19 protein-coding genes are annotated in these 25,742 nt (G+C 71.8%); 6 read left to right on the top strand and 13 right to left on the bottom strand.

Features of this window, described 5'->3' with window-relative positions:
• The 6 genes from E1264_RS19315 to E1264_RS19340 form a co-directional block, all read right to left on the bottom strand.
• Positions 1-657: beta-galactosidase (locus E1264_RS19315; protein WP_243711024.1), on the bottom strand; the 657-nt coding region annotated here is incomplete at its 3' end.
• The gene (locus E1264_RS19320) at positions 654-1,496 is read right to left on the bottom strand and encodes a carbohydrate ABC transporter permease (protein ID WP_243711025.1); all 843 of its coding nucleotides are present in this window, start codon (positions 1,494-1,496) and stop codon (positions 654-656) included. The genes E1264_RS19320 and E1264_RS19315, both read right to left, overlap by 4 nt.
• Before the next feature lie 17 nt (positions 1,497-1,513).
• The gene (locus E1264_RS19325; RefSeq protein ID WP_132175419.1) at positions 1,514-2,434 is read right to left on the bottom strand and encodes a sugar ABC transporter permease; all 921 of its coding nucleotides are present in this window, start codon (positions 2,432-2,434) and stop codon (positions 1,514-1,516) included.
• Positions 2,435-2,528: 94 nt separating this feature from the next.
• Positions 2,529-3,833: an extracellular solute-binding protein gene (locus E1264_RS19330; RefSeq protein ID WP_207936020.1), complete on the bottom strand. Its 1,305-nt coding sequence runs from the start codon at positions 3,831-3,833 to the stop codon at positions 2,529-2,531.
• Positions 3,834-3,937: 104 nt separating this feature from the next.
• Positions 3,938-5,317 (bottom strand): HAMP domain-containing sensor histidine kinase, encoded by a 1,380-nt coding sequence (locus tag E1264_RS19335; protein WP_243711026.1) that lies wholly within the window; start codon positions 5,315-5,317, stop codon positions 3,938-3,940.
• Between the two features lie 80 nt (positions 5,318-5,397).
• A complete protein-coding gene (locus E1264_RS19340; protein ID WP_132175421.1) occupies positions 5,398-5,748 on the bottom strand; it encodes a hypothetical protein in 351 nt (116 codons plus the stop codon).
• A 326-nt stretch (positions 5,749-6,074) separates the two neighbouring features.
• Here E1264_RS19340 and E1264_RS19345 point away from each other — a divergent pair, with 326 nt between their 5' ends.
• On the top strand, positions 6,075-8,144 hold the full coding sequence (locus tag E1264_RS19345) for a hypothetical protein (RefSeq protein WP_132175423.1): 2,070 nt from the start codon (positions 6,075-6,077) through the stop codon (positions 8,142-8,144).
• Here E1264_RS19345 and E1264_RS19350 read toward each other — a convergent pair.
• Positions 8,110-8,592 (bottom strand): hypothetical protein, encoded by a 483-nt coding sequence (locus E1264_RS19350; RefSeq protein WP_132175425.1) that lies wholly within the window; start codon positions 8,590-8,592, stop codon positions 8,110-8,112. The two genes, E1264_RS19345 and E1264_RS19350, sit on opposite strands and share 35 nt — an antisense overlap.
• A complete protein-coding gene (locus tag E1264_RS19355; protein ID WP_132175427.1) occupies positions 8,589-9,827 on the bottom strand; it encodes a hypothetical protein in 1,239 nt (412 codons plus the stop codon). The genes E1264_RS19350 and E1264_RS19355 overlap by 4 nt, the downstream gene beginning before the upstream one ends.
• 598 nt (positions 9,828-10,425) lie before the next feature.
• Between E1264_RS19355 and E1264_RS19360 the strand changes: the two genes are divergently transcribed.
• Both E1264_RS19360 and E1264_RS19365 read left to right on the top strand, forming a co-directional pair.
• Positions 10,426-13,584 carry a tetratricopeptide repeat protein gene (locus tag E1264_RS19360; protein ID WP_132175429.1) on the top strand — a complete coding sequence of 1,053 codons (3,159 nt, stop codon included), beginning with the start codon at positions 10,426-10,428 and terminating at the stop codon, positions 13,582-13,584.
• Between the two features lie 157 nt (positions 13,585-13,741).
• Positions 13,742-14,323 (top strand): TIGR03086 family metal-binding protein, encoded by a 582-nt coding sequence (locus E1264_RS19365; RefSeq protein WP_132175431.1) that lies wholly within the window; start codon positions 13,742-13,744, stop codon positions 14,321-14,323.
• 36 nt (positions 14,324-14,359) lie between these two features.
• On the opposite strand, the gene E1264_RS19370 is transcribed toward E1264_RS19365, so the two are convergent.
• Entirely contained in the window at positions 14,360-15,433 is a 1,074-nt protein-coding gene (locus E1264_RS19370) for an aldo/keto reductase (protein WP_132175433.1), read from the bottom strand.
• A 211-nt stretch (positions 15,434-15,644) separates the two neighbouring features.
• Between E1264_RS19370 and E1264_RS19375 the strand changes: the two genes are divergently transcribed.
• The 3 genes from E1264_RS19375 to E1264_RS19380 are packed head-to-tail and all read left to right on the top strand — an operon-like array spanning position 15,645 to position 16,827.
• Positions 15,645-16,100 carry a DUF6084 family protein gene (locus E1264_RS19375; RefSeq protein ID WP_132175435.1) on the top strand — a complete coding sequence of 152 codons (456 nt, stop codon included), beginning with the start codon at positions 15,645-15,647 and terminating at the stop codon, positions 16,098-16,100.
• A gap of 60 nt (positions 16,101-16,160) precedes the next feature.
• The gene (locus tag E1264_RS45975; RefSeq protein WP_279491002.1) at positions 16,161-16,295 is read left to right on the top strand and encodes a hypothetical protein; all 135 of its coding nucleotides are present in this window, start codon (positions 16,161-16,163) and stop codon (positions 16,293-16,295) included.
• Positions 16,296-16,308: 13 nt separating this feature from the next.
• Positions 16,309-16,827, top strand: coding sequence for a DUF892 family protein (locus E1264_RS19380; RefSeq protein WP_132175437.1), 519 nt, complete (start codon positions 16,309-16,311; stop codon positions 16,825-16,827).
• Positions 16,828-16,835: 8 nt separating this feature from the next.
• Here the strand turns inward: E1264_RS19380 and E1264_RS19385 are convergent, their stop codons facing one another.
• From E1264_RS19385 to E1264_RS19400, 4 genes are all read right to left on the bottom strand, one after another.
• The gene (locus E1264_RS19385) at positions 16,836-17,444 is read right to left on the bottom strand and encodes a hypothetical protein (protein ID WP_132175439.1); all 609 of its coding nucleotides are present in this window, start codon (positions 17,442-17,444) and stop codon (positions 16,836-16,838) included.
• Positions 17,445-17,509: 65 nt separating this feature from the next.
• Positions 17,510-22,462 carry a DNA repair ATPase gene (locus E1264_RS19390; protein ID WP_132175441.1) on the bottom strand — a complete coding sequence of 1,651 codons (4,953 nt, stop codon included), beginning with the start codon at positions 22,460-22,462 and terminating at the stop codon, positions 17,510-17,512.
• Entirely contained in the window at positions 22,437-24,497 is a 2,061-nt protein-coding gene (locus E1264_RS19395) for a flotillin family protein (RefSeq protein WP_132175443.1), read from the bottom strand. The genes E1264_RS19390 and E1264_RS19395 overlap by 26 nt, the downstream gene beginning before the upstream one ends.
• Positions 24,498-24,519: 22 nt before the next feature.
• The gene (locus E1264_RS19400; protein WP_132175445.1) at positions 24,520-25,251 is read right to left on the bottom strand and encodes a hypothetical protein; all 732 of its coding nucleotides are present in this window, start codon (positions 25,249-25,251) and stop codon (positions 24,520-24,522) included.
• Between the last annotated feature and the right edge of the window lie 491 nt (positions 25,252-25,742).

Genomic DNA, 25,742 nt, shown 5'->3' on the forward strand with positions numbered 1-25,742 from the left:
GTGCCGGGGCGGGGTGATCTCGTCCCACGCGGCGTACCGCTGCGACCAGAACGTCGTCGACCACGCCTCGTTCAGTGCGTCGATCGTCCCGTAGCGGCGCCGCAGCCAGCCGCGGAACGCCACCGCGTCGACCTCCCCGTACGACTCGGACACGTGGCAGCCGTACTCGTTGCCGACATGCCACGCGGCGAGCGCGGGATGGCGCGCGTACCGGGTCGCGAGCCGCTCGACGAGGCGGGTCGCGTGGTCGCGGTAGACCTGGCTGGACGGGGTGAAGTGCTGCCGGGCCCCGGGCCACAGGACGCTCCCGTCCGGCCGGACCGGCAGCGTCTCCGGATGCAGCCGCGCCAGCCACGGCGGAGGGGAGGCGGTCATGGTGGCGAGGCACACCGCGATGCCGCCGTCCGCCAGCAGGTCCATGACCCGGTCCAGCCAGCCCCAGTCGTAGGCGTCCGGCTCCGGCTGCACCCGCGCCCAGGAGAAGATGCCGAGCGACACCAGGTTCACGCCCGCCTCGGCCATGAGCCGGACGTCCTCGGCCCAGACGTCCTCGGGCCACTGCTCGGGGTTGTAGTCGCCGCCGTAGCCGATGCCGCCGAGCCGCGCCCGCAGCGCCGCGGCTCGGTCGTCTTCCGCCCGTCCGCCCCGATCGTTCAAGCCTTGACGCTCCCTTCGGTGAGGCCGGTCCGCCAGAACCGCTGGAGGACGACGATCGCGATGGCCAGCGGAACCACCGACACCAGCGCGCCGCCGATCGCGAGCTGGTACAGGATCGGCTGCCGGTCGACGATCGACTGCCACGACAGCAGGCCGAGCGGGATCGGGTACAGATCCGGGTCGGACAGCATCACCAGCGGCAGGAAGAAGTTGTTCCAGATGCCGATCAGCTGAAACAGGAACACCGTGACCAACGCGGGCGACATGACGCGCAGCACGATCGTGAAGAAGATGCGCAGCTCGCCCGCGCCGTCCACGCGGGCGGCCTCGAGCAGCTCGTCCGGCACCGCCGCCTCGGCGTAGATCCGGCACAGGTACACCCCGAACGGGCTGACCACGCTGGGCAGCAGCACCGACCAGTACGTGTTGGCGAGCCCGAGGCGGCTGAACATGAGGTACAGCGGCAGCGCGAGCACCGTGGTGGGCACCAGCACCCCGCCGAGCACGACCTTGAACGCCGCCTCCCGGCCGCGGAAGTCGAACTTCGCCATCGCGTGCCCGGCACCGGCCGCGAGCAGCGTCGCGACGAGCGCGCCGACGCCCGAGTACAGCACCGTGTTGCCGAGCCACCGCAGGTAGATGCCGTCGTCGTAGGTCAGCAGGTCCGTCAGGTTCCGCCACGGCCGCGGGTCGGCGAACCAGAGCGGCGAGCTGCCGAGCAGCCGGTCGGTGGTCTTGGTGGACGCCACGACCAGCCAGTAGATCGGCACCAGGAAGTACCCGGCCGCGACGGCGAGGACCGCCACGACGAGCACCCGGGCGCCGGTCATCCTGTTCATCGGCCGCCATTCGCCGTTCATCGGCCACCGCCTCCGGGACGCCCGCCGCGGCCGGCCAGGCGCAGGAAGCCGAACGAGAGGGCGAACGCGGCGAGCGCGAGCAGCACCGCCTCGGCCGCCGCGAGGCCGTAGTCGTTGTAGGTGAACGCCTGGTTGTAGGCGGACACGTTGGGCGTGTAGTCGTTCGTGACGGCGGGCGCCGCCCGTTTCAGCACCAGCGGCTCGGCGAACAGCTGGACCGTCCCGATGATCGTGAAGACCGTGGCCAGCACGACCGCCGGACGGATCAGCGGCAGCTTCAGATACCAGGTGAGCTGCCACGCGTTCGCCCCGTCCACCCGCGCCGCGTCGTACAGCTCGCGCGGCGCCGCCTGCAGTTGCGCGACGATGATCAGCATGTTGTAGCCGGCGAACTCCCAGAGCACGATGTTGGCGATCGCCCACAGCACCGAGTCGCCGGCGAGCGGCTCGACGGTGACGCCGGCCTTCTGCAGCACCTCCAGGATCGGGCTCAGCTCCGGCAGGTACAGGTAGCTCCACAGGATCGACGCGATCACGCCCGGGATGCCGTAGGGGAGGAAGTAGACCGTCCGGAAGAACCGCGGCCACACCGCCGCCGCCGAGTCGAGCAGCAGCGCCAGCACCACCGCCGCGAAGATCATCAGGGGCACCGTGACGACGCCGAAGAGCAGGATGCGCAGCAGGCTCTCGGTGAATCCCGTCTGCGTCAGCGCGTCGGCATAGTTGCTCAGGCCGGCGAACGTCGTCTCGCTCTCGCTCAGCCCGAGCGGTCCGGAGCGGCGCACGCCGGTGAAGCTCTGCCACACCGCGTATCCGATCGGCACGACGAAGAACGCGAGGAACACCACCGCGAACGGCCCGAAGAACAGCAGCGGGGCGTGCCGCCGTCCCGGTGCGCCTGCTGTGGGACGGGTCATGGGGGGCGCCTCCTCGATCGCTACTCGTTCATCGGCGTCGTCATCGGTGCTTGCTCAGTCATCGGTGCTTGCCCGGTCATCGGTGCTTGGTCGTTCATCGGCGTTGCTCGTCGACGGTGAGGCCCTTGCGGCGCATGTCGCGCACCGTGCTCCGCTGCGCCGCCCGCACGGCCTCGACGAAACCGCCCCGGCCACCGGCGGCGTCGGTGAATCCGATGTTCAGCGAGTCGAGCATCGCCGCGGTGGTCGGGACCCACCGCCATCCGGTGTCGACGTGCCGGTCGGCCTCGGCGAACACGTCGTTGTAGCGCTGGCCGCCGAAGAACGGGTCGGCGCGGTCCAGCGCCGATCCCCGCGCGATCCCCGCGGCGGCGGGCCAGCCGTACCCGCCCTCGATGAGGTGGTCGACGCTGCGCCGGTCCGTGTTCAGCCAGAGCGCGAACCGGAGCGCCTCGCGCGGATGCCGCGTCCCGCGCAGCACCGCGGTCGAGGACCCACCCCAGTTCGCGGACGCCGGCCTGGCGGGGTCCCACTGCGGCATCGGCGCCACCCGCCACTTCCCGGCGGTGTTCGGCGCGTTGCCCTTGAGCAGCGCGTCACCCCACTGCGGGCCCAGCCACGCGACGATCTTCCCGTCGCGAACGGCCTTGTACCACTCGGTGTGGACGTCGGGCATCGTGAAGATCAGCCCGTCGCGGCGCAGCCTGTCCCAGTACGCGGCGACCCTGAGCGTCGCGGCGTCGTCGATGCCCACCGACCACCGCCCGTCGGCGCCGAACCAGCGCGCCCCCGCCTGCCAGGCCAGCGCGACGAACCACTGCGAGTTGGCCGGGGGGAACGTTCCGATGCGGGCGGACGGGTCGGCGGCGCGGATCCGCCGCGCGGCCCGCTCGTAGGCGTCCCAGGTGGCGGGCGGTTCGATGCCCCATTTCTGGAACAGGTCGGCGCGGTAGTAGAGGGCCATCGGCCCGGACGCCTGCGGGATCGCGTACACGCCGTCGCCGAACACGCCCTGCCGCCATTGCCACGGCACGAACTCGCCCGCATGCTGCCGGGCGCCGTACCTCCCCAGCTCGACAAGCCCCTGTTCGAGCAGGAAGGCCGGGATCTCCCAGTATTCGACCTGCGCCACATCCGGTGCCGCGCCGGCCTTGACCGCGGAGAACATCTTCGCGTAGCCACCGTCCACTCCCGCCGTGATGCTCTCCAGCTCGACCTGGACGTCCGGGTTCTGGGAATTCCACAGGTCGATCGATTTCTCGATGCCCGGGACCCACGTCCAGAAGGTGAGCGTCACCCGGCCCGATCCACCGCCGCCGTCACCGCCGCCGCAGCCGGTCATCGCGGTCAGAACGGCCACCACGGTGATCACGAACCGGAGCCGGAGTGCTCGCCTCACTTGATCACTTCCCTGCGGACGCGGACGGGGCGGTAGTGATCAAACTTTCCCGCTCTATGGTTCCCGGTTAACGCGCGGTTGAAAACGCGCCCCGGGTCTGCCCGTCATTCTGTGTCGAGCGGCAGCGACATCACGAAACGGGCGCCTTTCCGGCTGTCCTGGATGGTGAGCGTCCCGCCGTACATTTCGGCGATCTCGCGGGCGATGGGCAGGCCGAGGCCGGTGCCCCGGGGGTCCCTGTCGCGCGATTCCGCGAGCCGCGCGAAGCGCTCGAAGACCCGTTCCCGCGCGTCCTCCGCGATGCCCGCGCCGTCATCGAGCACCTCCAGCCTCGCCTGGCCGCGCTCGCGCGTCAGGGCCACCTCGACGCGGCTCTCCGCGTGCCGTTCGGCGTTGCTCAGCAGGTTGTTGAGGACGCGCGCGAGCCGCACCGGGGCGGCGCGCACGAACACCCCGGATTCCAGCCGGGTCGTGATCGTCACCCCGGCGCTGCGGCGCTCGACCTCCCGCCGCACCAGCCGCGCGAGATCGACCCGCTCCACCGGCAGCGGCGCGCGCGAATCCAGCCGCGACAGCTCCAGCAGATCCTCGACGATGTCGGTGAGCCGCCCGACGTCGACCAGGGCCGCCTGGACCATCGGCCGCAACTGATGATCCTCGGGCTCGCCGAGCGCGACCTCCAGCCGCATTTGCAGTCCGGAGATCGGGTTGCGCAGATCGTGCGAGGCGTCGGAGATGAACCTGCGTTCCCGTCCGGACGACTCCTCCAGCCGCGCGAGCGTGTCGTTGACGGTTTCGGCGAGCCGCACGAGGATCCCGCCGCCGTGCGGGACGGGCACCCGCCTGCTCAGGTCGCCCGCCTCGATCTCCGACATCTCCGCGCGGATGCGCTCCACCGGGTTCAGCGCCAGCCCGACGGTCCGCCAGGTCCACCCGGCGATCAGCGCCAGGACGGCCAGCAGGAACAGCAGCATGATCGGCACCAGCAGCGGCAGGCCCGTGAGCAGCGGCAGCGGCGAGGCCGCGATGACCATCACGTCGCCCCGGTACACCGAGTCCGACAACCGGACGCCGTAGGCCCAGACGCACCGGTACTGGTAGCGCGGACACTCCTTGCGGTTGACCAGCACGCTCCCGCCTGGCACCACCAGCGCCGGGCGTCCGCGCATCTCGGGGCTCGCGGCGAGGACCCGCCCGTCCGGCGCCACCACCTGGATCAGGTCCGCCTCGTCCTCGCCGACGGGAAGCGGGTTGTCGCGCGCCCCCTGCTTGAGTTCGAGGATCCTGTGCTCGACGGTCCGTTCGGTCTGGTTCTGGCTCTGGTTCCGGAACCAGTCCCGCAGCACCCAGCCCGCGAGGGGAAGCGCGCCCATCAGGATCACCGCCGAGACGGCGACGGTCAGCAGGGTCGCGCGCCCCCGCACCGAGTACCGCATCTGCGGACGGCGCCACAGGCTGCTGACCGACCTGTCCTCGCTGTCCATGCACCCCGCCCCGACGTGGCCGACGTGTCACCGAGTGTAGTGATCCCGTGGTCAGGGGTATGTCGTGGCGGCGGCTTCGGCTACCCGAGGTTCAGGTCGCCCGTGATGTCGCGCGCCTGGATGACCCGCTGCGCCTGCCCGTTGAAGATGTTGACGACCCCGTCGCCGGACACGGACGCCATCGTCTGCGCCTGGTTCCAGAGGTTCTCCGCGGCGGCGCGGAAGTCGGGGTCCTCGTCGAAGAGGCGCAGGACGGCGCCCTGGAGGAGTTCGGGCTCGTCGTCCGCGCGGGCGAGCGCCGCCTCGTCGGACGGGCGGCCGCGGAACCGCTCGCGGACCCGGCGCGATATCTCGGCGACGGCCGCGCGCACCGGTTCGCCCGCCACCTCCACGGCCTTGCCCGCCATGGCGGTGGCGATGGCCACGGTCATCGGATCTGTCATCCGTTCAGTTCATCACGTCAGAGCCGTTTCCACCCGCGCCTTGTTCGCATTGGGTCGAAAGGGTCGGAAGTGTCGCAGGGGTCTAGAAATATTAGAGCGTTCCCAACTATTCCCTGATGTCAGGTTGGCGCCACATTTGCGTTCACAGCTTTTGGCATGATCAACCGAATCGGTTGCCGAGCCCGAGCGGCCGGGTTATGTTGACCCGGATTCCGCGCGTCCGCACCCCCCGGTGGAGCTGGTTCTTGCCTGATAGCGATGCAGAGGAATGGCGGGTCGAAAAGCCGTCATTGCGTAATGAAGTCGGTGCCGACGTGTCCGGTTCGGTGGTTCAGGCGGGCACCGTCCATGGTGGGATACATCTGCACGCGAACACCGGGTATCCGGCCGTGCCCGCGCAGTTGCCGGCCTCGCGCCCCTATTTCACCGACCGTTCGCGGGAACTGGAAATGCTCGGGCGGCTGGGCGACGCCGCGCGTGAGCAGGCGGCCGTCATCGTGATCAGCGGTGTCGGCGGCGTCGGGAAGACGTCGCTGGCGCTGGCATGGCTGCACCGCCTCGCCGCGGAATTCGCCGACGGGCAGCTTTTCGCCGACCTGCGCGGTTTCTCCGCCGGGGCGCCCGCGTCCCCGGGCGAGTCGCTCGGACGGTTCCTGCGCGCCCTCGGTGTGGCGCCGGAGGCGGTGCCCGCCGACCTCGACGAGCAGGCGGCCCTGTTCCGCACGCTCACCGCGGGCCGCCGATTGATCATTCTGCTGGACAACGCGGCGTCCGCGGCCCAGGTCCGCCCGCTGCTGCCGGGCCACGGGCCCTCGGTGGTGGCGGTGACGTCCCGGCGGCGGCTGTCGGGGCTGGCGGTCGACGGCGCGTCCTTCCTGCCGCTGGACCCGCTGGACGAGACCGGAGCCGTCGAGCTGCTCGACCGGATGCTCGGCACCGGCCGGACGGCGGCCGAACCGCAGGCCGTCCGGTCGCTGACCGCCCTGTGCGGGCGGCTCCCGCTGGCGCTGTGCACGTCCGCGGCCCGGCTGGCGACGCGCGGGCACTGGCGCATCGAGCGGCTGGTCGGGGAACTCGCAGACGAGCGGCGGCGCCTGGCCGTCCTCGGTGAGGAGGATCTGTCCGTGCAGGCCGTCTTCGACGTCACCTACCGGGACCTGCCGCCGTCGGCGGCGCGGCTGTACCGGCTGATGAGCGTCCATCCGAACGGGTGGTTCGGGCTCCCGGCGGCGACGGCGGCGGCCGGGACGGGCGCGGCGGACGTCGAGCGGGACCTCGACGTCCTGGTGGACGTGAACCTGGTCGACGCCGACCGGGACGGCAGATTCCGCTTTCACGACCTGGCGCATCTGCACGCCCGCTCGGTGGCCGCCCGGCCGGAGCACGAACCGGAAAGGGCGGAGGCGTTCCACCGGATCGTGGACCACTATTTGGGAATGGCGGTGGCCGCCGACCGCGCCATCATCCCCGACCGCTGGCATCTGGGCCGCAAATACGATGAGCCCCCTGCCGTCTCCTTTCCCGGTACGCCGGAGGCCATCGCCTGGGTCGAAGGCGAGCTGCCCCTTCTCCGCGATCTGGTCTCCGATGCCCACGGGCGCGGACTGCACCACGAAACGTGGGAGATGTGCGAAGCGCTGTGGGGGGTCCTGACATTCCGCAAGCACTATGCGATCTGGATCGAGACCCATGAGATGGGCCTGGCGTCGGCGTCCGCGCTCGGCGATCCCGTCGCGCGGGCCCGGATGCTGGAGGCGCTCGCGTTCGCGCGGTTGAACCTTGGCGAATTCCGCGAAGCGGAGCGGCTCGGCCGGGACGCGCTCGCCCTCGAACGCGACGCGGGGCACAGCGACGGCGTGGTGACGGCACTGGAATGCCTCGGCGTCGCGCAGCTGGCCCAGGGCGACGTGGCCGACGCGACGGAGACCTTCACCCGTGCCTTGGAAGCCTGCCACGACGTGCCCGGAGACGCCGCCCGGCATGTGGCGATGATGAGCCGCCGCCTGGGGGAGGCGCTCGTCCGCGCCGGCCGGCCCGGGGAAGGGGCCGGGCGCCTGCGCGAGGCGCTGGCCTTCTTCACCGGTCGCGGCGACGACTACAACCGCGCCCGGACGCTCAGGACGCTGTCGGGCGCGCTCGCCGCCGACGGCCGGGACGCCGAGGCGGGCGCGGCCCTTGACGAGGCGGAGGAGGCCGCGACCCGCGTCGGCGCGCGGCATTCCCTGGCGGACATCCATGTCGCGCGGGCGCGCCTCGCGGCGCGGCGCGGCGACCCCGCCGCGGAGCGCGGCCACCTTGAGCGGGCGGCCGCGGTCCTCGACGAACTCGGTTCCTACCAGGCGCGGGAGATCAGGGAACGGCTGTCGGAACTCGGCGGACCGTGATCCGCATGGACAGGAGCGCCGCCGCGCGCCGCCCGGAGACACGCCAGGCGTGGACGAACGACGCGACCCAGACGGCGTCGTCCAGGGACGCCACGAGGGTGGTCCCGGGCTCGTCCTTCACCGTGATGGCGCAGCGTCCGTCCGGCTCTAGCGCGCAGGCCACCACACCGTAGAAGCCTGTAGGGGGCCGCCAGGCGCCGTCGTAGAGCAGTACGTCGGCGATTGATGCCCACCCGGTGGCGTCCCCATCCGCCAGGTGCACTGCCAGGTGCTCGTCGAGCATCGGGCAGGAGGGGGAGGGGTCGTCCGTGACGTGTACGCGGGTCAGCGCCAGGCTCAGCGTGTCGTGCTGCCCGTCCGCCGTCACGTGAACGTCGCCGCCGTCCGACCCCGGTGATCGCACAAGGCGGGCCCGCACGAGACGGACGCGTTCGTGGCGTGCGCTCATGACAGACCGCTCGGCTCGCGGTGTGCCGGAATCAGCTCCGGCAGCGGGACGGGCTCGGTGGGCGGCGGTTCCGCCGGCTCGTCGAGGCCCATCAGCGAGTACATCTCGCGCCGCAGCAGCACGGCCGCCCGTCCCGGCTCCGAGGTCAGCCGGTCGCACAGCGGCGCCGGCGGATACGGGTTCGCGATGGCGTCCTCGACCTGCGGGAGGAGGGGGCGGTGCGGCGTGAGGTGCGGGGCGCGCCGGCCCAGCAGGTCGCTCACCGACCCCGGCAGCACCTCGTGGGCGGGGAACGCGCCGAGCAGCACGGGAACACCGGCCGCCGCCGCGTAGGACGTCACCGACCCGCAGTCACCGATCACCAGGTCCGCCGCCGCCAGCGCGGCGCGCCAGCCCTCGTGGAACGGCAGCAGCCCGACACCGAGCCGCAGGCAGTCGTCGAACCAGGCCCTGACCTGGCGATACCCGTGGAAACCCCAGGTCACCGGGTGCACGGCCAGCACGATGCGGTAGTGCTCGGACGGCAGGTCCAGCGCGAGCTGCCGGACCAGCTCGCGGTTCCGTCCGAGCAGCGCCCGCGCCCCCCAGGTGGACGAGACGACGACCAGCCGCCGTCCGTCCGCGACCTCGAGCGCCTCGCGGTGCCGCTCCCGGAACGCGACGCTGGCAAGCAGCCGGTCAAGGGCGGGATCGCCCGTTATGCGCACCACGGGCAGCGCCTCCGGGCAGATCCGCGCCAGCAGGTCCCGGTGGTCGCGGTGCGAGAACGCGAGGACGGACGGGATGACCCGCCCACCCGCGACGATCCCCTCGCGACGCAGACCCGCGATCGGCGGTTCCACCGCGGGCCCGGCGCCGTCCCAGCGGCGCGCGACCGTGGCCGGACCCGCGCCGTGCTGGAGTATCAGGACCGGCGCGTGGATCCGGTCCAGTGCGCCGTCGCCCGCCGCGACCGCCAGGTCGAACGACGTCTGCGCCGCCTGCGCGAACGGGATGACCACCGCGCCGGACGCGGTGAGATGACGGGTCGTGCCCGCCGCCCGCGGCGACGTCGGCGCCACTGTGTACACGGTCTGGATCCGCCGGTCGCGTTCGACCAGCGGCGCGACGTCGGCGAGCCTGGTCGCCGCCGTCAGATGGTGGACGACCATCAGGACCTTGTTCAGCCCCTGAAGGGTCGCTCCTACACCGCTGTCCAGGCCGAACGGTCCTATGGACCATCCGTCGACAGACATTGCGTCCCCCTTGCCCCGATTGACGCGGCGACCTGGATGACCGCCTCGAAGCCAAGGTGCGCGCCGACGTTTGATGAACTCCTTGAGAAGCGCTGGACGATTTCATCGAGGCCCAGGTGGGGGCGGGAATGGTCAGCGGCATCGAATGACCGGGATGAAACTCTCAGCGGAGTGTCCCACCCCGGTCATTCGCTACCAAATGAAAATGGGAAGCACGGAGTGCTCCTTATCTATGGCGAGCCTTTCGGGCATGCGGCCGCGCGCACCCGAAGGCGTACATTTCGGCGCCCCAATGATCGATGGGAGCCGGGCTTGCCCTAGCGTAGCCGGTCCTAGCGGGACATGTGAGGTTCGGGGTCTATTGCGGTCATGCCTAAGACGCCGGTTTTGGTCGCGTGGCGGCTGATCATCTCCGCAAATCGGTCAGCAAGGCCCGGCAATAAGGATTTCGGGCGCCGTCCGCCAAGGCGGGCCGGTCGAACATTTGTTCCCTAATACAATGTGCATTTATACCGGTAGCTCCCAAAGGTGCGCCAGTAGGGTGGAAACCGGCTAATTGGTGTGAGACCTTCCGTATCGGGGTCAAACGGAGGGAACGATGGAGGAGGTCGCGCTCCTCGGTCCGGTCGAGCTGAGCGTGCACGGCAGGCGGCTGGACGCCGGCTCGCCGAAGGAGAGCTGCGTGTTGGCGGTCCTGTCCGTCGAGTGCGGTCACACCGTCTCCGCGGACACCCTGGCCGCCAGGATCTGGGGGCAGGACCCACCGGCTCAGGCGAGGGCGACGCTCACGAGCTATCTGTCCCGGCTGCGCCGCAGGCTCAGGGACGCGGGCGCGGGCAACGCGCTGCTGGGGCACGGTCCGGGCGGCTACGTCCTCACCCTCGATCCCGATGCGGTCGATCTCCACCGGTTCCGGCGGCTGCGCCGCCAGGCGCGCGCCATCGCCGACAGCGGGGACGACGAGCACGGCCGCGCGCTGCTTATCGAGGCGGAGGCGCTCTGGCGCGGCGACGAGCCGCTCGCCGGGCTGCCCGGCGCTTGGGCGCGCGACCTGCGCACGAGCCTGCGCGAGGAACTCCACGTCGCGAAGGTGGAGCGGATCGAGGCGGAGTTGCGGCTGGGCCTGCATGACGTCGTCGTCGGCGACCTGTCCCGGCTCACAGCCGCGAACCCGTTCGACGAGCGCGCCGCCGCGCTGCTCATGACCGCGCTCTACCGGTGCGACAGGCACGCGGACGCGCTCGCCGTCTACCGGCGCGTGCACCGGCTGCTCGCCGACGAGACGGGCACCGAGCCCGGGGAGCGGCTGCGCGACCTTCACGCGCGGATACTCCGGCGCGACCTCGACCTGGCCGCGACCCCGCGGTACCGCCGCGCCGTCCCGCCGTCCGCCACCGCACCGCCCGGCCCCGGCGCCGCCCCGCAGCCCACCGCGCTGTTCCCGGACGACCTGCTGCCGCCCGACATCGCGGACTTCACCGGACGGGACGCGGAGCTCGACGTCCTCACCCGCCCGGCCGCCGAGGCCGGTGGGGCTCCCGCGCGGATCTCGGTCATCACCGGCCTGGCGGGCGTCGGGAAGAGCGCGCTCGCCATGCGCGCGGCGCGCATGCTCGCGCACCGGTATCCGGACGCCCAGCTCTACCTGCACCTGCGCGGGCACGACCCGGACCGGCCGCCGATGTCGCCGCACGCCGCGCTCGCCGAGCTGCTCCCGCAGCTCGGCGTCCCGGCCAGGCGGATCCCGGCCGATCTCGAAGGCCGCGTCGCGCTGTGGCGGCGGGAACTGTGCGGGCGGCGCGCGATCGTCGTCCTGGACGACGCCACCGGCGTGGCGCAGATCAGCGCGATCACCGCCGCCGGACCGGCCCGGTTCCTCGTCACCAGCAGGCGGCGGCTGGGCGGGCTACCCGGCGCGAGCTACCTGCCCCTCGACGTTCTCGGCATGGACGAGGCACGCGCCCTCGTCCGCGGCATCGCGGGCGACCGCCTCACCGCCGGGCGGGTCGACGACATCGTCCGCCGGTGCGGTCGGCTACCGGTGGCGCTGCGCGTGGCCACCGGACGAGCCGTGACGAGCCCACAGGACGACCACCTCGACGGGGCGGCGCTCCCCGAAGAGGACGAGGACCTGGCCGAGGCGGCGTTCGAGCTCTCCTACCGCGCCCTTACCGACGACCAGCGGACGGTCTTCCGGCGGCTGGGCCTGAGCCCGTGCGCAGAGATCGGGACGCGGGCGGCCGCCGTCCTGAGCGGATGCCCGGCCGACGTGGTGGACGGCGCCATCGAGACCCTGCTGGACCACCACCTCGTGGACGAGCACCGGCCCGGACGCCTGCGCATGCACGATCTCGTTCGCGCGTTCGCCCGCTGCCGCGCGTTCGCCGAGGACTCCAACGGGGATCGCAGGCGCGCCCTCGGACGCCTGCTGAACCATTTCCTCGGACGCGCCCATCGCGCGGACCGCGTCCTGCATCCGCACCGACGCAGGATTCCCATTCCGGAAAGGACGGCGGCGGACGAAGCCGCGCCACCGAGCCTTGATGAGGCGCAGGCATGGATGCGCGAGGAATGGCGCAACGGCCTCGCCCTGGCACATCACGCCATCGCGCGCGAAAGGAAGCAGGACGGTGTGCTACTGGTGCACCTCTTTTCCCGCTATCTGGAGGTGCACGGACACCATGATTCCGCCGGGGAAGCCCAGGAAGAGGCCCTCCGGGCGGCGCGCGAACTCGGCGACGCGGCGTTCACCGCGCAGACGCTGTACGAATTGAGCGTCACCCGCGCCCGCACGGGACGTTTCACCGAGGCGCTCGAAGCGGCCGAGCAGGCGCTCGCGCTGAACCGGGCCGCGGACGATCGGCCGGCCACCGCCGAGGTCCTCGACCGGATGGGCATCTACCTGCTGGCGACCGGCCGGTTCCGCGAGGCGCTCGCGCATTGCCGGGAATCCCGGGGAATCCACCGGTCGCTCGGCGACCGGCACGGCGAGGCGGAGGCGCTCGACCACGCGGGAATGGCCCTGTGGTATCTCGGCCGCTACGAGGAGGCCATGGTCCACATGCGGAGTTCGCTCGACGGGTACCGGCGCACCGGGGACGATCGCGGTGAGGCGGCGGCGCTGAACAATCTCGGCGAAGTGCAGCGGCAGCGCGGCTACCATCGCGACGCCGTCCGGCATTATCTGGAGGCGGCCCGCGTGTTCGGCCGGATCGACGAGGGCCGCAACAACGCCATTCTCCGAAGCAACATCGGGAACGTCCACCTGTACAAGGGCGAATACCATGAGGCGCTGCGCTGCCATCGCGAGGCGATCGCCGTGTTCCGCGCGACGGGGGAACGGCGGAACATCGCCGACACGCTGAACAGTCTCGGCGTGACCTATCTGCTGATGGACCGTCCGACGGAGGCGCTCGTCCACCACCAGGACGCGGAACGGCTGGCGCGCGAGGTGGGAGATCCGCACCAGCGCGTGCGGGCGTTGCTGGGCGCCGGGGACGCGCACCGCGCCTCCGGCCACTACACCACCGCGCTCGACCAGTACAAGGAGGCGCTGTCCATCGCCCGCGACATCAGTGACCCGTACGGGGAGGGGAAGGCGCACGAGGGGATCGCCGGGGCGGTGCTGCATCTCCGGGGTGCCGACGCCGCCCGGATCCATTGGCGGCAGGCTCTCGACCTGTTCGAGACGCTCGACGTTCCGGAGGCGCGGTCGATCGCGATCCGGTTGCAGATGGTGGACGGCGTCGCGTCGTGAACCGCCCGGGGGGTCCACGCGAACGGGGGAATTTCACGCTCGATGCGGCGTTTCGCTCTTCCCGCGTAGATGATCTCGCGTGATCTGTTCCGGCCGATGATTTTCCGCCGTGGTGACGGTCCACAGAACAAGGGCCATCACCACGATTGGAGCGCGGATGCACAAGAGGGCGGATGCGCGGTGGCCCGGTTCCCTGGACGGCGGGCTGCTGGAGCGCGCGATCGGTTTCGTGCTGACCTCCGTCCAGGCGGTCACGCCGGACATGATGTCCCGCCGCACGCCGTGCGCGTCGTGGGACCTGGAGATGCTGCTGCTGCACCTCCGCGACTCCCTCGCGGCGCTGCACGACGGCATGCGTTTCGGGTGCGTCGGCATGGTGCCGGAGCCGCCCGCGCCGGACGAGGACCCGGTGTCGGCGGTGCGGGTGCGCGCCGTCCGGCTGCTGCGCGCGGCCCTCGCGCCGGGCCCGGTCGAGATCGGCGACCGCCACCTGGACGGTCACCTGATGGCCGCGGCCGGGGCGATCGAGGTGGCGGTCCACGGCTGGGACATCGCGCAGGCGTCGGGCCGCGGGTCGCCCATCCCGGCGGCGCTGGCGGGCGAGCTGCTGGAGGTCTGCCCGCTGGTGGTCCCCGAGTCGCCGCGCCACGCGCTGTTCGCCGACCCCGTCGAGCCCGCTCCGGGCGCCGCACCCGGTGACCGCCTGGTCGCCTTCCTGGGCCGCCGCCCCCTTCCCTGAACCTGGCCGGGCCAAGGGGAGGGGGCGGTCCGGGGGTCAGGCCGCCCGGGACGTGGCGTCAGGCCCGTTCGCGGCCGAGCGGCGGCGGTTCTCCGGCGTCAGGGCCGGGTTGCCGGAGCGGTGGTCGATGCCGGCGATGTCGGTTCCCGGCGGGACGACCTCGTCGATCGCGTCCAGGACGGCGGTGTCGAGCCGGACGTCGGCACCGGCGAGCAGGTCGTCCAGCTGCTCCAGCGTCTTCGGGCCGATGATCGTCGAGGTGACGGCGGGATGCTCGGTGACGAAGCCCAGCGCGAGATGCGTCAGCGACAGCCCGGCGCTCTCGGCGACCTTCGTGAGGCGTTCGACGGCGTCGTAGCGGACGGCGGAGTTCGGGTCCACGTCCACGGCGCGCCGCTCCCACGCCGGATGCGACGTCCCGGAGAACCGGGACCCGGCCGGGGCCTGCTCGCCGCGCCGGTACTTGCCGGTCAGCCAGCCGCCCGCCAGCGGGCTCCACGGGATGACGCCCATGCCGTGCCGCAGCGCCGCGGGCAGCATGAACTCCTCGTTCGCCCGCGCGAAGATCGAGTACTGCGGCTGCTCGGTGACGAACCGCGCCGTGCCGCGCCGCTCCGCGACCCACTGCGCCTCGACGATCTGGTCGGCGGGGTAGCTCGACGAGCCGATGTACAGCACCTTGCCCTGGCGGACGAGATCGGTCAGCGCGTCGAGCGTCTCCTCCAGATCGGTGTCCCAAGCGCGGCGGTGCATCTGGTACAGGTCGATGTGGTCGGTGTCGAGGCGGCGGAGGCTGTCCTCGACCGCCTGGACGATCCAGCGCCGCGACCCGCCGCTCCTGGTGCGGTCCTCGCCCATCGGGAAGAAGAACTTGGTCGCGAGGACGACCTCGTCGCGGCGGCCCTTGACGGCGCGGCCGACGAACCTCTCGCTCTCCCCGGCCGAATACATGTCGGCGGTGTCGATGAAATTGATCCCGGCGTCCAGCGCGCGGTGGACGATGCGCTCGACCTCGTCGTAGTCGGGGTTGCCGACCTCACCGAACATCATCGCGCCGAGGGTCTGGGTACTGACCTCGACACCCGTACGGCCGAGCTTGCGGTACCGCATGACAAATCACTCCCTTGTGGCGATCGCCCCTCGAACGGCCGATCGCGCTCGAAGCTACGAGCTGGAGCGCACTCAAGGTCAAGCAACACTTCTGCGATGTTTCCGGCAGGCGTCCGGCATGGCACCGGAAAATCTCCCCAATCCCCGCGGCCACGGGCTATGGCCGGGGTTTCGCGCCCCGCCCGCCGGGCACCCCACCGACGTGATGATCATGGACGGACCGCCCGAACTCGTCCTTGAGGTGCTCGGGGTCGAGGCCGGGACCGCCGCGGCGGCGCCGGTCCTGAGCCTGCGCGTCGGGCTCCGCCGGACGGACGGCGGCGCCGTGCAGTGCGTGCTGCTCACCACGACCGTGACCATCGCGCCCGCCCGCCTGTCGTGGGCCCGCGTCGGCGCCACCGTCCCGACGTTCCGCGGCGGGACGGAACTGACGCTCACGCTGCCCTGCCGGAACGGCATCCGCGCCGCCGCCGGACGCCACCTCCCCCTGGACGACGGCGGCGTCCCCCTCGACCTGGCCTTCGACGGGACGATCTTCTACCCCGGCGAGAACGGCGCGCCGCGCACCGGCCAGGCCCCCTGGCGCCACGAGACGACCGCGCTGCTGCCGGTCGAGGCGTGGCGGACCCTCATGACCGTCCCCGCCCTCCGCGGGCAGACCGCATGAACGTGACCGGACGGGACCGTCCGGTCGCCCCCAAGGGCATCGACAGGGGAGGGAGTGAAAATGAGAAAGGGAAACCGCATCGGCCGGGGTGTGACCCGCCTGATGATCGCGCTGTTCGCGCTCGCCGCGCTCACCGTGATCGTCAAGGAGCTGCCGGCGCCGCGCCGCCGGCGTCGCGCGAAGAAGTCCGGGTGACGAGGCTTCGCGCATGACGACGATCGACCGGCAGCTGGTCGGCTATCTCAAGGACGCGCACGCGCTGCAGCAGCATGTGCAGGCCGCGCTCAGCGAGATGCTGACCACCGCGGCGAACGAGCCGGAGATGTGCAGGCCGCTCGGCCGCTACGCCGAGCGGTCCCGCGCGCACACGCGGGCGATCGAGGACCGGCTGCACGCCCACGGGTCCGCGCCGTCCATCGTGCGGGACGCGGGGATGCTGTTCGCGGCGGTGGTCGAGGGCGGGCTCGGCCGCAGCCGCCGCGACCCCGCAGGCAAGCACATGCGGGACGCCTACGTCGCCGCCCACCTGCAGATCGCCGCGGGGGAGATGCTGCGGCGCGTCGCGGAGCGCGCCGGGGACCGGGACACGGCGGCGGCCGCGGCGGCGATGTGCGACGACGCGTACGCGATGTCGGAGGAGCTGGCCGCCCGGTGGGACCTCGCCGTGGAGATGTCGCTCAGGCAGCACGGAGTCAAGGACATCCCGCCCCCGCCCACCGGCCCCTGACGTCCCGGCTACCGGGCGCGGCAGGTGTGGGCGTCCAGCCGCGCCTTGGCCCCCCGATACTGCCGCTCCACATACCCCTTGCGCATGTGGCTGCCCCAGCGGTACGGCTCCTCGTGCCCGCACTTCTCGCAGACGAGTTCCTCCATGCCCGCTGGACGCGACTCGATCAGGGTCACGGAGTGCTTCGCGACGATCGGCATTCCGGCGCCGTGCCCCGTGACGCCCATCTCGTCCGACGCGATCCCGCCGACGTAGTAGCCGGTGGCGGCCCCGGCGACGGCGAGCGGGATCAGAACGGCCAGCGCCGCGCCACCGATGACGAAGCACCCGACCACGCTCGCGATGAGGACGGCGAGCCCCGTCCAGGCGATCGCCCGCCAGCGCGCCTGCCGCCGCCGGGCGCCCGCGACGCTGTGCACGGTGAACTCCAGCTTCTGACGGCATTCCCGGCACGTGACCTTCCACGTTTCCGCGGGCCGCCCGTCCTCCGGGCGGACGATCACATGCTCATCGCCCTTGTAATCCCAGGAGACCGAGCCGGAGGCGGTCGGTTTGCCGACGAAGTTCTTCCGGTGCGCGAAGACGACCTTCTGGTTCCGATCGATGGCGAGCGGCATTCACGAACCCTCTCGGGGCGGCCCCGCGGGCGATTCCCGGCGAGGGGACGCCTGAATTTTCCGGATCAACCGCGAAGATCGTCAAGCTTTTCCGGGGCCTCCCTCGGGTCCGGCTGCGGCCACCGGCCGCCGCGCAGGGCCGCCTCTATCGCGGACAGCTTGTCGGCCAGGTGGAGCAGTGCCCCGACAGACGGATCGCCGGCGTCGCCTGCCAGCGTTCTGGAACGCTGGTAGGCGGTTTTGATCTGCGTCCAGCGTTCGGCCTGCGGTGGGGTCAGCGTGCCGCGGAGGTCGGAGAGTTTGAGGAGGTTCGCTTCGGCGTCCGACGTGAGGGTTTGCGATTCGGCCTTGTAGTGGTCGTCGATCGCGGCCTCCAGTTCGGCGGCGTTCATTACCGGAAGGACGCGTTCGGCGAGCTTGTTCATGTCGCGGTAGGAGCCTTGGAGGCGGAACGGGGGCTCGGTGCGTGCGGAGTCGTCCTGGGCGGCGGACGCCATATAGGCGCGGTTGACCGTCAGGACGACCTGCTGGACGTGGAGGAGTTTTTCCAGGACGGAAAGGATTTCGTCCAGTTCCGTCTGGGAGTAGGGGTGCGAAAGGCGGTCGGGGCGGACGGTCTCGTCGCCGGAGGCCAGGCGGACGAGGAGTTCCACGTCGCCACGGTCGTGGGTCGTCAGGGGAGCCAGGACGGGGTTCGAGGTCAGCGCGTTCTCGATGTAGCTGAGCGCGAACAGGTCGTCCTTGCCGGACAGGACGTCGCCGAGGTTCCACACGTCGGCGCGGTTGGCGAGCATGTCGGGAATGCGGAAGCGCCGCCCGGACTCGGTGTACGGGTTCCCGGCCATGCAGACGGCGAACCGTTTTCCGCGCAGGTCGTAGGTGCGCGCCGCTCCGTCGATGCGGCGCTGGGCGTCGCAGAGCGGGATGAACTTCTGGAGGAATTCCGGGGAGGTGTGCTGGATGTCGTCCACGTAGAGCATCACGTTGTCGCCCATGTCGAGGGCGAAGTTGATCTTCTCGACCTCGCGGGCGGCGGTCGCGTTCGGGGCCTTCGCGGGGTCGAGTGAGGTGACGTCGTGGCCGAGGGCGGGGCCGTCCACCTTGACGAGGGCAAGGCCCAGGCGGTCGGCGACGTATTCCATCAGGGTCGTCTTGCCATAGCCGGGCGGGGAGATGAGGAGGAGCAGACCCATGTGGTCTGTGCGCTTGCCGTCGCCCGCGGCGCCCAATTGCTTGGCGAGATTGTCGCCGATGAGCGGCAGATACACCTCGTCGACCAGGCGGTTGCGGACGAACGCGCTCATCGTGCGGGGCTTCAGGCCGGCGATTCCGAGGCGCCGTTCCTCCGCCGCGATCAGGTCGTTGCGCTGTTTCTGGTAGGCGCGGAACGCCGGGACCCGTTCGGTGCGGAAACGGTGCGTCCGGGTGAGCAGCTCGTCCAGGCGGAGGTCGAGGCGGCGGTCGGCGATGCGGGCGTGGTTGCCGAGAAGGCCGTCGATGGTGGCGGTCAGCGCGGCGGGGGAGTCGTAGCGGGTGACGGGGCAGAGAACGGTGGCGACGGCCTCTGGAATGTCGTCGCCGTTCTCGCCGAAGGAGTGGAGCCAGGCTTCGGCGAGCTGGTGGCGGGCGGCCAGGTCGCCGTCGCCCAGGGCGCGCAGGTCGTCATCCAGGGCGGTGCGGTGTTTCTGGCCGAAGCTCTTCAGCAGGTCGCGGGCTGCCTGGCTGGTGACGAAGCCGTCGGGCGACGTGGCCAGCTCCTCGATCAGATACCCCGCCGCGAGCGGCGCGTCCCGTCCGGCGAGGCGCGTGCGCTCGGCGAAACCGGTGATGGACGTGGTGAGCTCGGCGGTCAGGTCGGGCAGGGCGGCGGAGTGCCCGAACGTCCGGCGGGCGCGGACGAGGGAGCGGGCGCGGGTCGTCCAGGCGGCGCGGTCGGCGGGCTCGGTGCCGAAGGCCCAGAACAGCTGGGCGGTGGCGCGGGCCGGGCCCGGGTAGCGGAGCAGGCCCGCGTCGGTGTGGAGGCGCAGCAGCGTTTCCAGGATGCGGGCCGCGTCGTGGTCGTGGACGCCGCGCTCGTACCCCTCGTCGTAGCGGTCGGCGGCCGTCTCCTGGACGAGGGCCAGCAGGCGGCCATCCGTTGCGGCGCGATGCAGAACATCGGGGGCCTTCTCCGCGAGGATCGACGTCGCCAGGTACTCGGCGCGGTACGTCTCCGGTGTCTCCGAGACGAGGGCCTGGTTCCACAGGTGGCGGGTCGCGGCGAACGCCTCGTCGCGGACGGGCGCGCGGTAGCCGGTGCCGGTGATCGCGAAGGCGAGCGCGTCCCGGTGCGGGACGAGGGTCAGCTCGATCGGACGCGTGTTCACCGCGAAGCGGTGCCGCCCGAGCCGGATCGTCCCGCCGTCGTCGCCGTACAGGTCCAGGCGGTCGCGGAGGGCGCGCCCCGCCTCCTGGCGGGCGGCCTTGATCCGGCCGTCCAGTTCCTCGGCGCGGACGCCGTCGTCCAGGGCGCGCAGCTCGTCGGCGATCGCGCGGAGCCGCGCCACCATGGCGTCGGTGGCGAAGTACGCGGCGACCTCGTCCGGAGAGGCGAGCCCGGCGGCGCGGCGGCGGACGCCGGACAGGATGCGGTCCGCCGACTCGGTGAGCCGGTCGGTGCGGCGGGCGCGCTCGTCCAGGAGCGTCTGCTTGCGGGACGAGAACGCCTCGTAGACCTCCGTGCGCTTCGTCTCCAGCTCGGAAAGGAAGTCGTCCAGGTCGGCGAAGCGGGCCTGCAGGGTCTCCAGCCGGAGTAGCAGGTGGCCGAGCCGCTCGTCGCAGTCCTCGGGCGTGGCGGCGGTGGCGAGGGCCCCGGCGATGGACTGGTCGAGGAGCGCCAGCTCGGCGGCGAACGCGGCGCGACCCTCGCGGGCGAGGAGGTCGCGGCGCCGGTTGTCCAGGACGGCGCGGGCCCGGTTGAGGCCGCCGAGGACCTCACCGACCCGTTCGAGGATCGCGGTGCGTGCGGTCGCGTCGGTGATGTCGAGATCGCCGACGACCTCGGTGACGATCTCCAGGCCCTCGTTCTGCGCGTCGAGGAGGTCGGCGAGCGGCGCCGCGTCGGCGGCGGTCTCGATGGCGCCCGCGGCCTCGGTGATGCGGCCGACCTCGGCGTGGTAGCCGGTGAAGGCGTCCGCGTGCTGGAGGAACTCGACCGCGGCCTGTCCCGCGTTCCCCAGCTCCGCCAGGACGGACGCGGAAAGCTCGTCGATCCGCGCCGTGTCGGCGTACCGGAGGTCGCGGAGGGTTTCCAGGCGCCCCTGGGCGCGGCGGAAACCGGAGAGCCGGGTGATCCAGGCGTCCGCGCTCCCCGGCACCTCGGCCCGCGAACGGCGGATCAGGGTGGCGACGGCGTCCGCGGCCTCGGCCACGGACGCCTCCGCCCGGCCGGTTAGGGCGCGGACCTTCTCGTACTCGTCCAGCACCTGACCCGCCGTCGCGCGGACGTCCGCCAGCGGCGCGGCGAGGTCGCCGAGATCGCCCGCCGCGAGCCACGGGTACAGGTCCGACGCCCGCGTGCACGCCGCGATGAGCGCCTCGAACACCGGCGTCGACGGCGACATCTCGTCCACCATCCGCGCGACGGAAAGGCACTCGGAGACCCCGCGGACCAGGTCCGGGTTCCCGATGCGCTCCAGCGGACCCGAGCCGACGGGCTGCGCGGCGGCGTACGCGTCGGACGCGAACGGCGTCGCCCACAGCTGCAGCGGATGGACGCGGGTCGGCTCGCCCGAGAGTCCGCGCAGGACGACGAGCGTCCCGTCCTCGAACAGCGAGTACCCGTGGCACGTGATCGGCGCCGTGACCTGCTTGCGGATCACGTTGTACGGCAGCAGCAGCGACCGGCCGTCCTCGCGCGAGTGGAACACGTACAGGACGTCCTCGCCGTTGGGGGAGCGGACGGCGCGCTCGTACTCCAGCCCCCGGACGTCGGTGTCGAACGTCTTGGCCGCGCCGGTGTCCAGGTGGTAGCCGCCCGGGAAGATGATCCCGTGGTCGTCCGGCAGCCGCCGGCAGGCCTGCGCGATCCCGTCGAGCCGCACGACGTCCTTCGTCCGGACGTTGAACACCAGATGCCGCCACGCCGTCTCGTTGTACGGCCGGATCCGCAGCAGGATCAGCGCCCCTACCCGCGCGTACAGGACGTCGGCGTCCGCGAGGGACTGCAGCGGCTCGTCCACCGGCTCGGAGTGGATCCCCGCGCCGGTGCCGGTGTCGTCCTCGATCTTGACGGTGAGGGTCCCGCCGATCGTCGCGACGAACACCTCGCCGCCGATCGAGATGTGCGGGTGGCGGCCGGGGACGTGGTCGTCCCGCGTCGTCTCGATCCAGTCGACGTCGTGCGGCGGCGGGAACGCGTGGTCGCGGTAGCCCTGGTTGTCCTCGTAGGCGACGCGGCCGTCCGGGAACGTCCGCCACCGCAGGACGCGCAGGTCCGACAGGCGCGGGCCGGTCTGGAACACCGCGAGCAGCCGCCCGTCGACGAGCCGCAGCTGGAGCAGCCGCGCCTGCCGGTAGTACCGGTGGATGTCGGCGAAGTCGCGCTGGAACCTCGGATCGTCCAGGAGGCCCGGCACCGCGTCCGCCCCGGCCTGGGCGAACGCGATGCCGTTCTCGCCGCGGGTGCGGCGGTGCAGGGAGAAGACGTCCTCGACGGCCGTCTCCGGCTTCCGCCCGAGGAGCACGTTGTAGCCGGTCAGCAGCACGTCGCCGAGCGCCACCACGTCGCGGGGCACGCAGCTGTGCGCCGTCCGGATCCGTTCCGTGCCCGCCGGGCGCAGCTCCGCGCCGCCGAACACCTCCAGCCGCCGGGCGTTCAGCGCCTCCGCCCGCCGCGCCAGCTCCCCGGCGTGCTCGGCGAGCCGCGCCCGCAGCACCTCGTACGTGCCGTGGTCCAGCTCAGCGCCCGCGCTGACGTTCTCACTCACCGATGTCTCTCGCACAGGCGGCGCCTCAGTTCGGGACGGCGTTGACGGCATGGTTGGCCTCGCCGGTCACGGGCTCGGCGGTCGGCGGCTCGGTGGTCAGCGGGGCGTCGGCGATGCCCATGCGGCGGGCCGTGTCCAGGAGGTTCTGCAGGGCCGGGCCGTCCGGGCCGCCCGACCTGATCAGGCGGAGCAGCAGCGCGGACAGCGTCAGGTCCCGGACGCCGCCCGCACCCGCGCCGAGCGAGCCGAGGATCTTCGCGGCGTCGTCGGTGAAGCTGCCCGAGCCGTCCAGCCACGGCCCCGCCACCGCCCGCGCGACCTCGGAATTCTGGACGAACCCGTCCACCCCCTTGCCGAGCGCGATCGACCCGACGAGCCGGTCGAAGAACACCGAGTCGCCGCCGACGATGCTGATGTCGGCGTTCTCCAGCCCGGCCGCGAGCACACCGGCCTGGGCCTCCGCGACCTGCCGCTGCACCTCGATGCCGGCCAGACGGACGTCCTTCTCCGCCTCCAGCCGCAGCCGGTACTCCTCGTGCTGGCGGGTGGCGTCGTCGAGCGCCGCCATCGCGCCGGCCTTCTCGGTCAGGCCCTCGGCCTCCGCCTTGAGGCTCTCGCGGATGCGCGCCGCCTCGGCCAGCGCCTTCTCCTGCGCGACGGCGGCCTCCGCGCGCCCGACCTTCTCGATCGCCTCCGCGTCCCGCTCCCGGACCTGGACCTCGGCGAGCCCGGTCGCGGCGGCCTCCGCGCGCAGCCCCTCGGCCAGCCGGATCTTCGCCTGCGCGTCCAGCTCGGCGGCCTCCTGCCGGGCCTGCGCCATCGTCAGCTCCTCGCGGGCCCGGTGCCGCGCCGCCGCCTCGGCCGCCTCGGCCGCCTTGATGTCCTTGACGAGGTTCTCCTGCGCCTCAGCCTCCGCGTGGATGATCACCGACTGGCGGGCGCGCTCGGCCTCCTCGACCGCGCGGAGCCGCTTGATGCCCTCCTCCTGCTCGGCGACCGTCCGCTCGACCGCGATCCGCTCCCGGACGACGTTCGCGATCTCCCGCTTCTCCGCCTCGACCTCCTTGTCGGCGGCGATCCGGGTCAGCTCCGTCTCCCGCTCGCGGGCGATGACCTCCAGGACGCGGTCCTTCTCGATCCGCTCGCTCTCGATCGCGAGGACCCGCTCCTTGTTCTTCGCGGCGACCGACACCTCGCGCTCCTTGTTCTCGTGCTGGACGCCGAGCTGCTCGTCGGTCCGGATGTGCGCGGTCTGCGCGCGGAGCCGCTCCTCCGCCTTCACCCGCTCGATCTCCGCCTCCTCCCGCGCCCGGACGGTCTCGACCTCGCGCGCCTGCCGCAGCTCCGCGTCCGCCTGGCGGCGCTCCAGCTCCAGGATCGCCTCGCGCGCCTCCACGTTCTGGCGGGTGATCTCCTTCTCCTCGTTGCGGGCGTGCTCGTTGGTCCGGACGTGCTCGATCGCGGTCAGTTCGGTGATCTTCCGGATGCCCTGGGCGTCCAGGATGTTCGTCTTGTCCAGCGACAGCAGCGACGTCTGCTCCAGGTAGTCGATCGCCGCGTCCTCCAGGCTGTAGCCGTTCAGGTCCGTGCCGATGACCCGGATGATGTGGTCGCGGAACTCGTTGCGGCGCGTGTAGAGGTCGGCGAAGTCGAGGTGCTTGCCGACGGTCTTCAGCGCCTCGGAGAACTTGGCCGCGAACAGCTCCTGCAGCGTCTCGCGGCTGCTGGCGCGCTCGGTGCCGATCGCCTGCGCGACCTTGATCACGTCCTCGACGGTCTTGTTGACACGGACGAAGAACGTGATGCGGATGTCGGCGCGGATGTTGTCCTTGCAGATCAGCCCGTCCCGTCCGGTGCGCTCGATCTCGATCGTCTTGACCGAGATGTCCATCAGTTCGGCCTTGTGCAGCACGGGCAGCACGACCGCGCCGGTGAACGTGACGTCGACCTTCCTGAGCTTGGAGATGATCAGCGCCCGGCCCTGCTCGACCTTGCGGAACAGCCGGGTCACCATCAGCACCAGGCCGAGGGCGACGAGCAGGGCGAGTGCGAGGAGCACACCGGCTCCTATCGTGATGGTGTCCATCGATATCCCTGTCTGCTGGGTATCAGTGAGAGGCGTTCTCGGGCGGGCCGAAGGCCGCGTCGTGCGGCATGACCCAGAAGAACTGGCCGCCGGGATCGAAGTCGAAGATCAGGGCCTTGCTTCCGGCGGTGAGCCCGGCGCCCTCCGCCGCGTCCGCCGCGGCGCCCGCGACAGGGACGTCCATCGCGGGCTGCCGCACCTGGACGATGGCGGACGACCCGTCGGCCGCGATGACCTCCGCCTGCCCGAAGTCCGGGCCGACCCGCCCGGTGCGGATGACGCAGGGCAGGCCCACGAAGTCGCGGAGCGACGCCGCGACGGGGTTCTGGAAGACGCGGCGCAGCGGCAGGACCGCGACGCGCGTCCCGAACCACGCGACGGCCAGCGCCACCGGCAGCACCAGCGTCCGCGCGAGGGGGCCGTCGGACAGCGCCGAGCCGGACAGCGCGGCGAACCACGCGAGCGCGATCAGCAGCGACAGCACGACCGTGGCCGGGACGCCGCCGAGCCCGAGGACGGCCAGCCGCTCGGCGACGAACCCGTCCGCGCCGTCCTCGGGCCCGGCCCCTCCGTCCAGGGTCCCGGCCCCGGTCTCGCCGCCGATGCCGGCCCCTGTGTCGGCATCGGCGCCGCCGAGGACGTCGATTCCCAGGCCGCCGAGCAGGACGAGCGTCCAGTACCCGGCGACGACGAGAAGGGAGAAGGTGAAAAGCGCGGCCGGGAAACCGAGCGCCGCGTCGATGAATTCGCCCATGTGATTGCACGCTTCCGCATCGAGCCGTCATTGACCGCTCCGGGACGCCGGAAAACGCCGTCGCCGGACGGGAAAGGTGGTGCGAAGAAATAGCCCCTGATCAGGGGTGGAGCGGCTGGGCTCAGCTATCTGGGAACGCGCTCGCCCAGGCCGCGGCGGTCAGGCCGTGCGGCGGGGCAAGGGCGGCGCGCCGCACAGGACGCGGCGCAACGAAAAAGTGCCGGGGAGTCATAAAACCCCTTCTGGTCGGAGACAGAACCTGTCCCGCCGACCAGACTTCCCGGCACACCGATCGTTAACTTACCTTATTTCTCGCCTTAAGGGAAGTCCTTTCCCGGACGGTTCGGTGCCGCGGGCGGAATGGCGGGAGTCCGAACCGCGCCATTCGTCTGCCCACGCAGGGGAAAGCGGGGGAGGTGGGGCTGTCCCTACCACGGGCCACGTGCCAGCCGTAATGATCTTCGATGGGGGGAGCCGATGGGATCGGACCC

It is taken from the genome of Actinomadura sp. KC216, assembly GCF_004348535.1.
Lineage (GTDB): Bacteria > Actinomycetota > Actinomycetes > Streptosporangiales > Streptosporangiaceae > Spirillospora.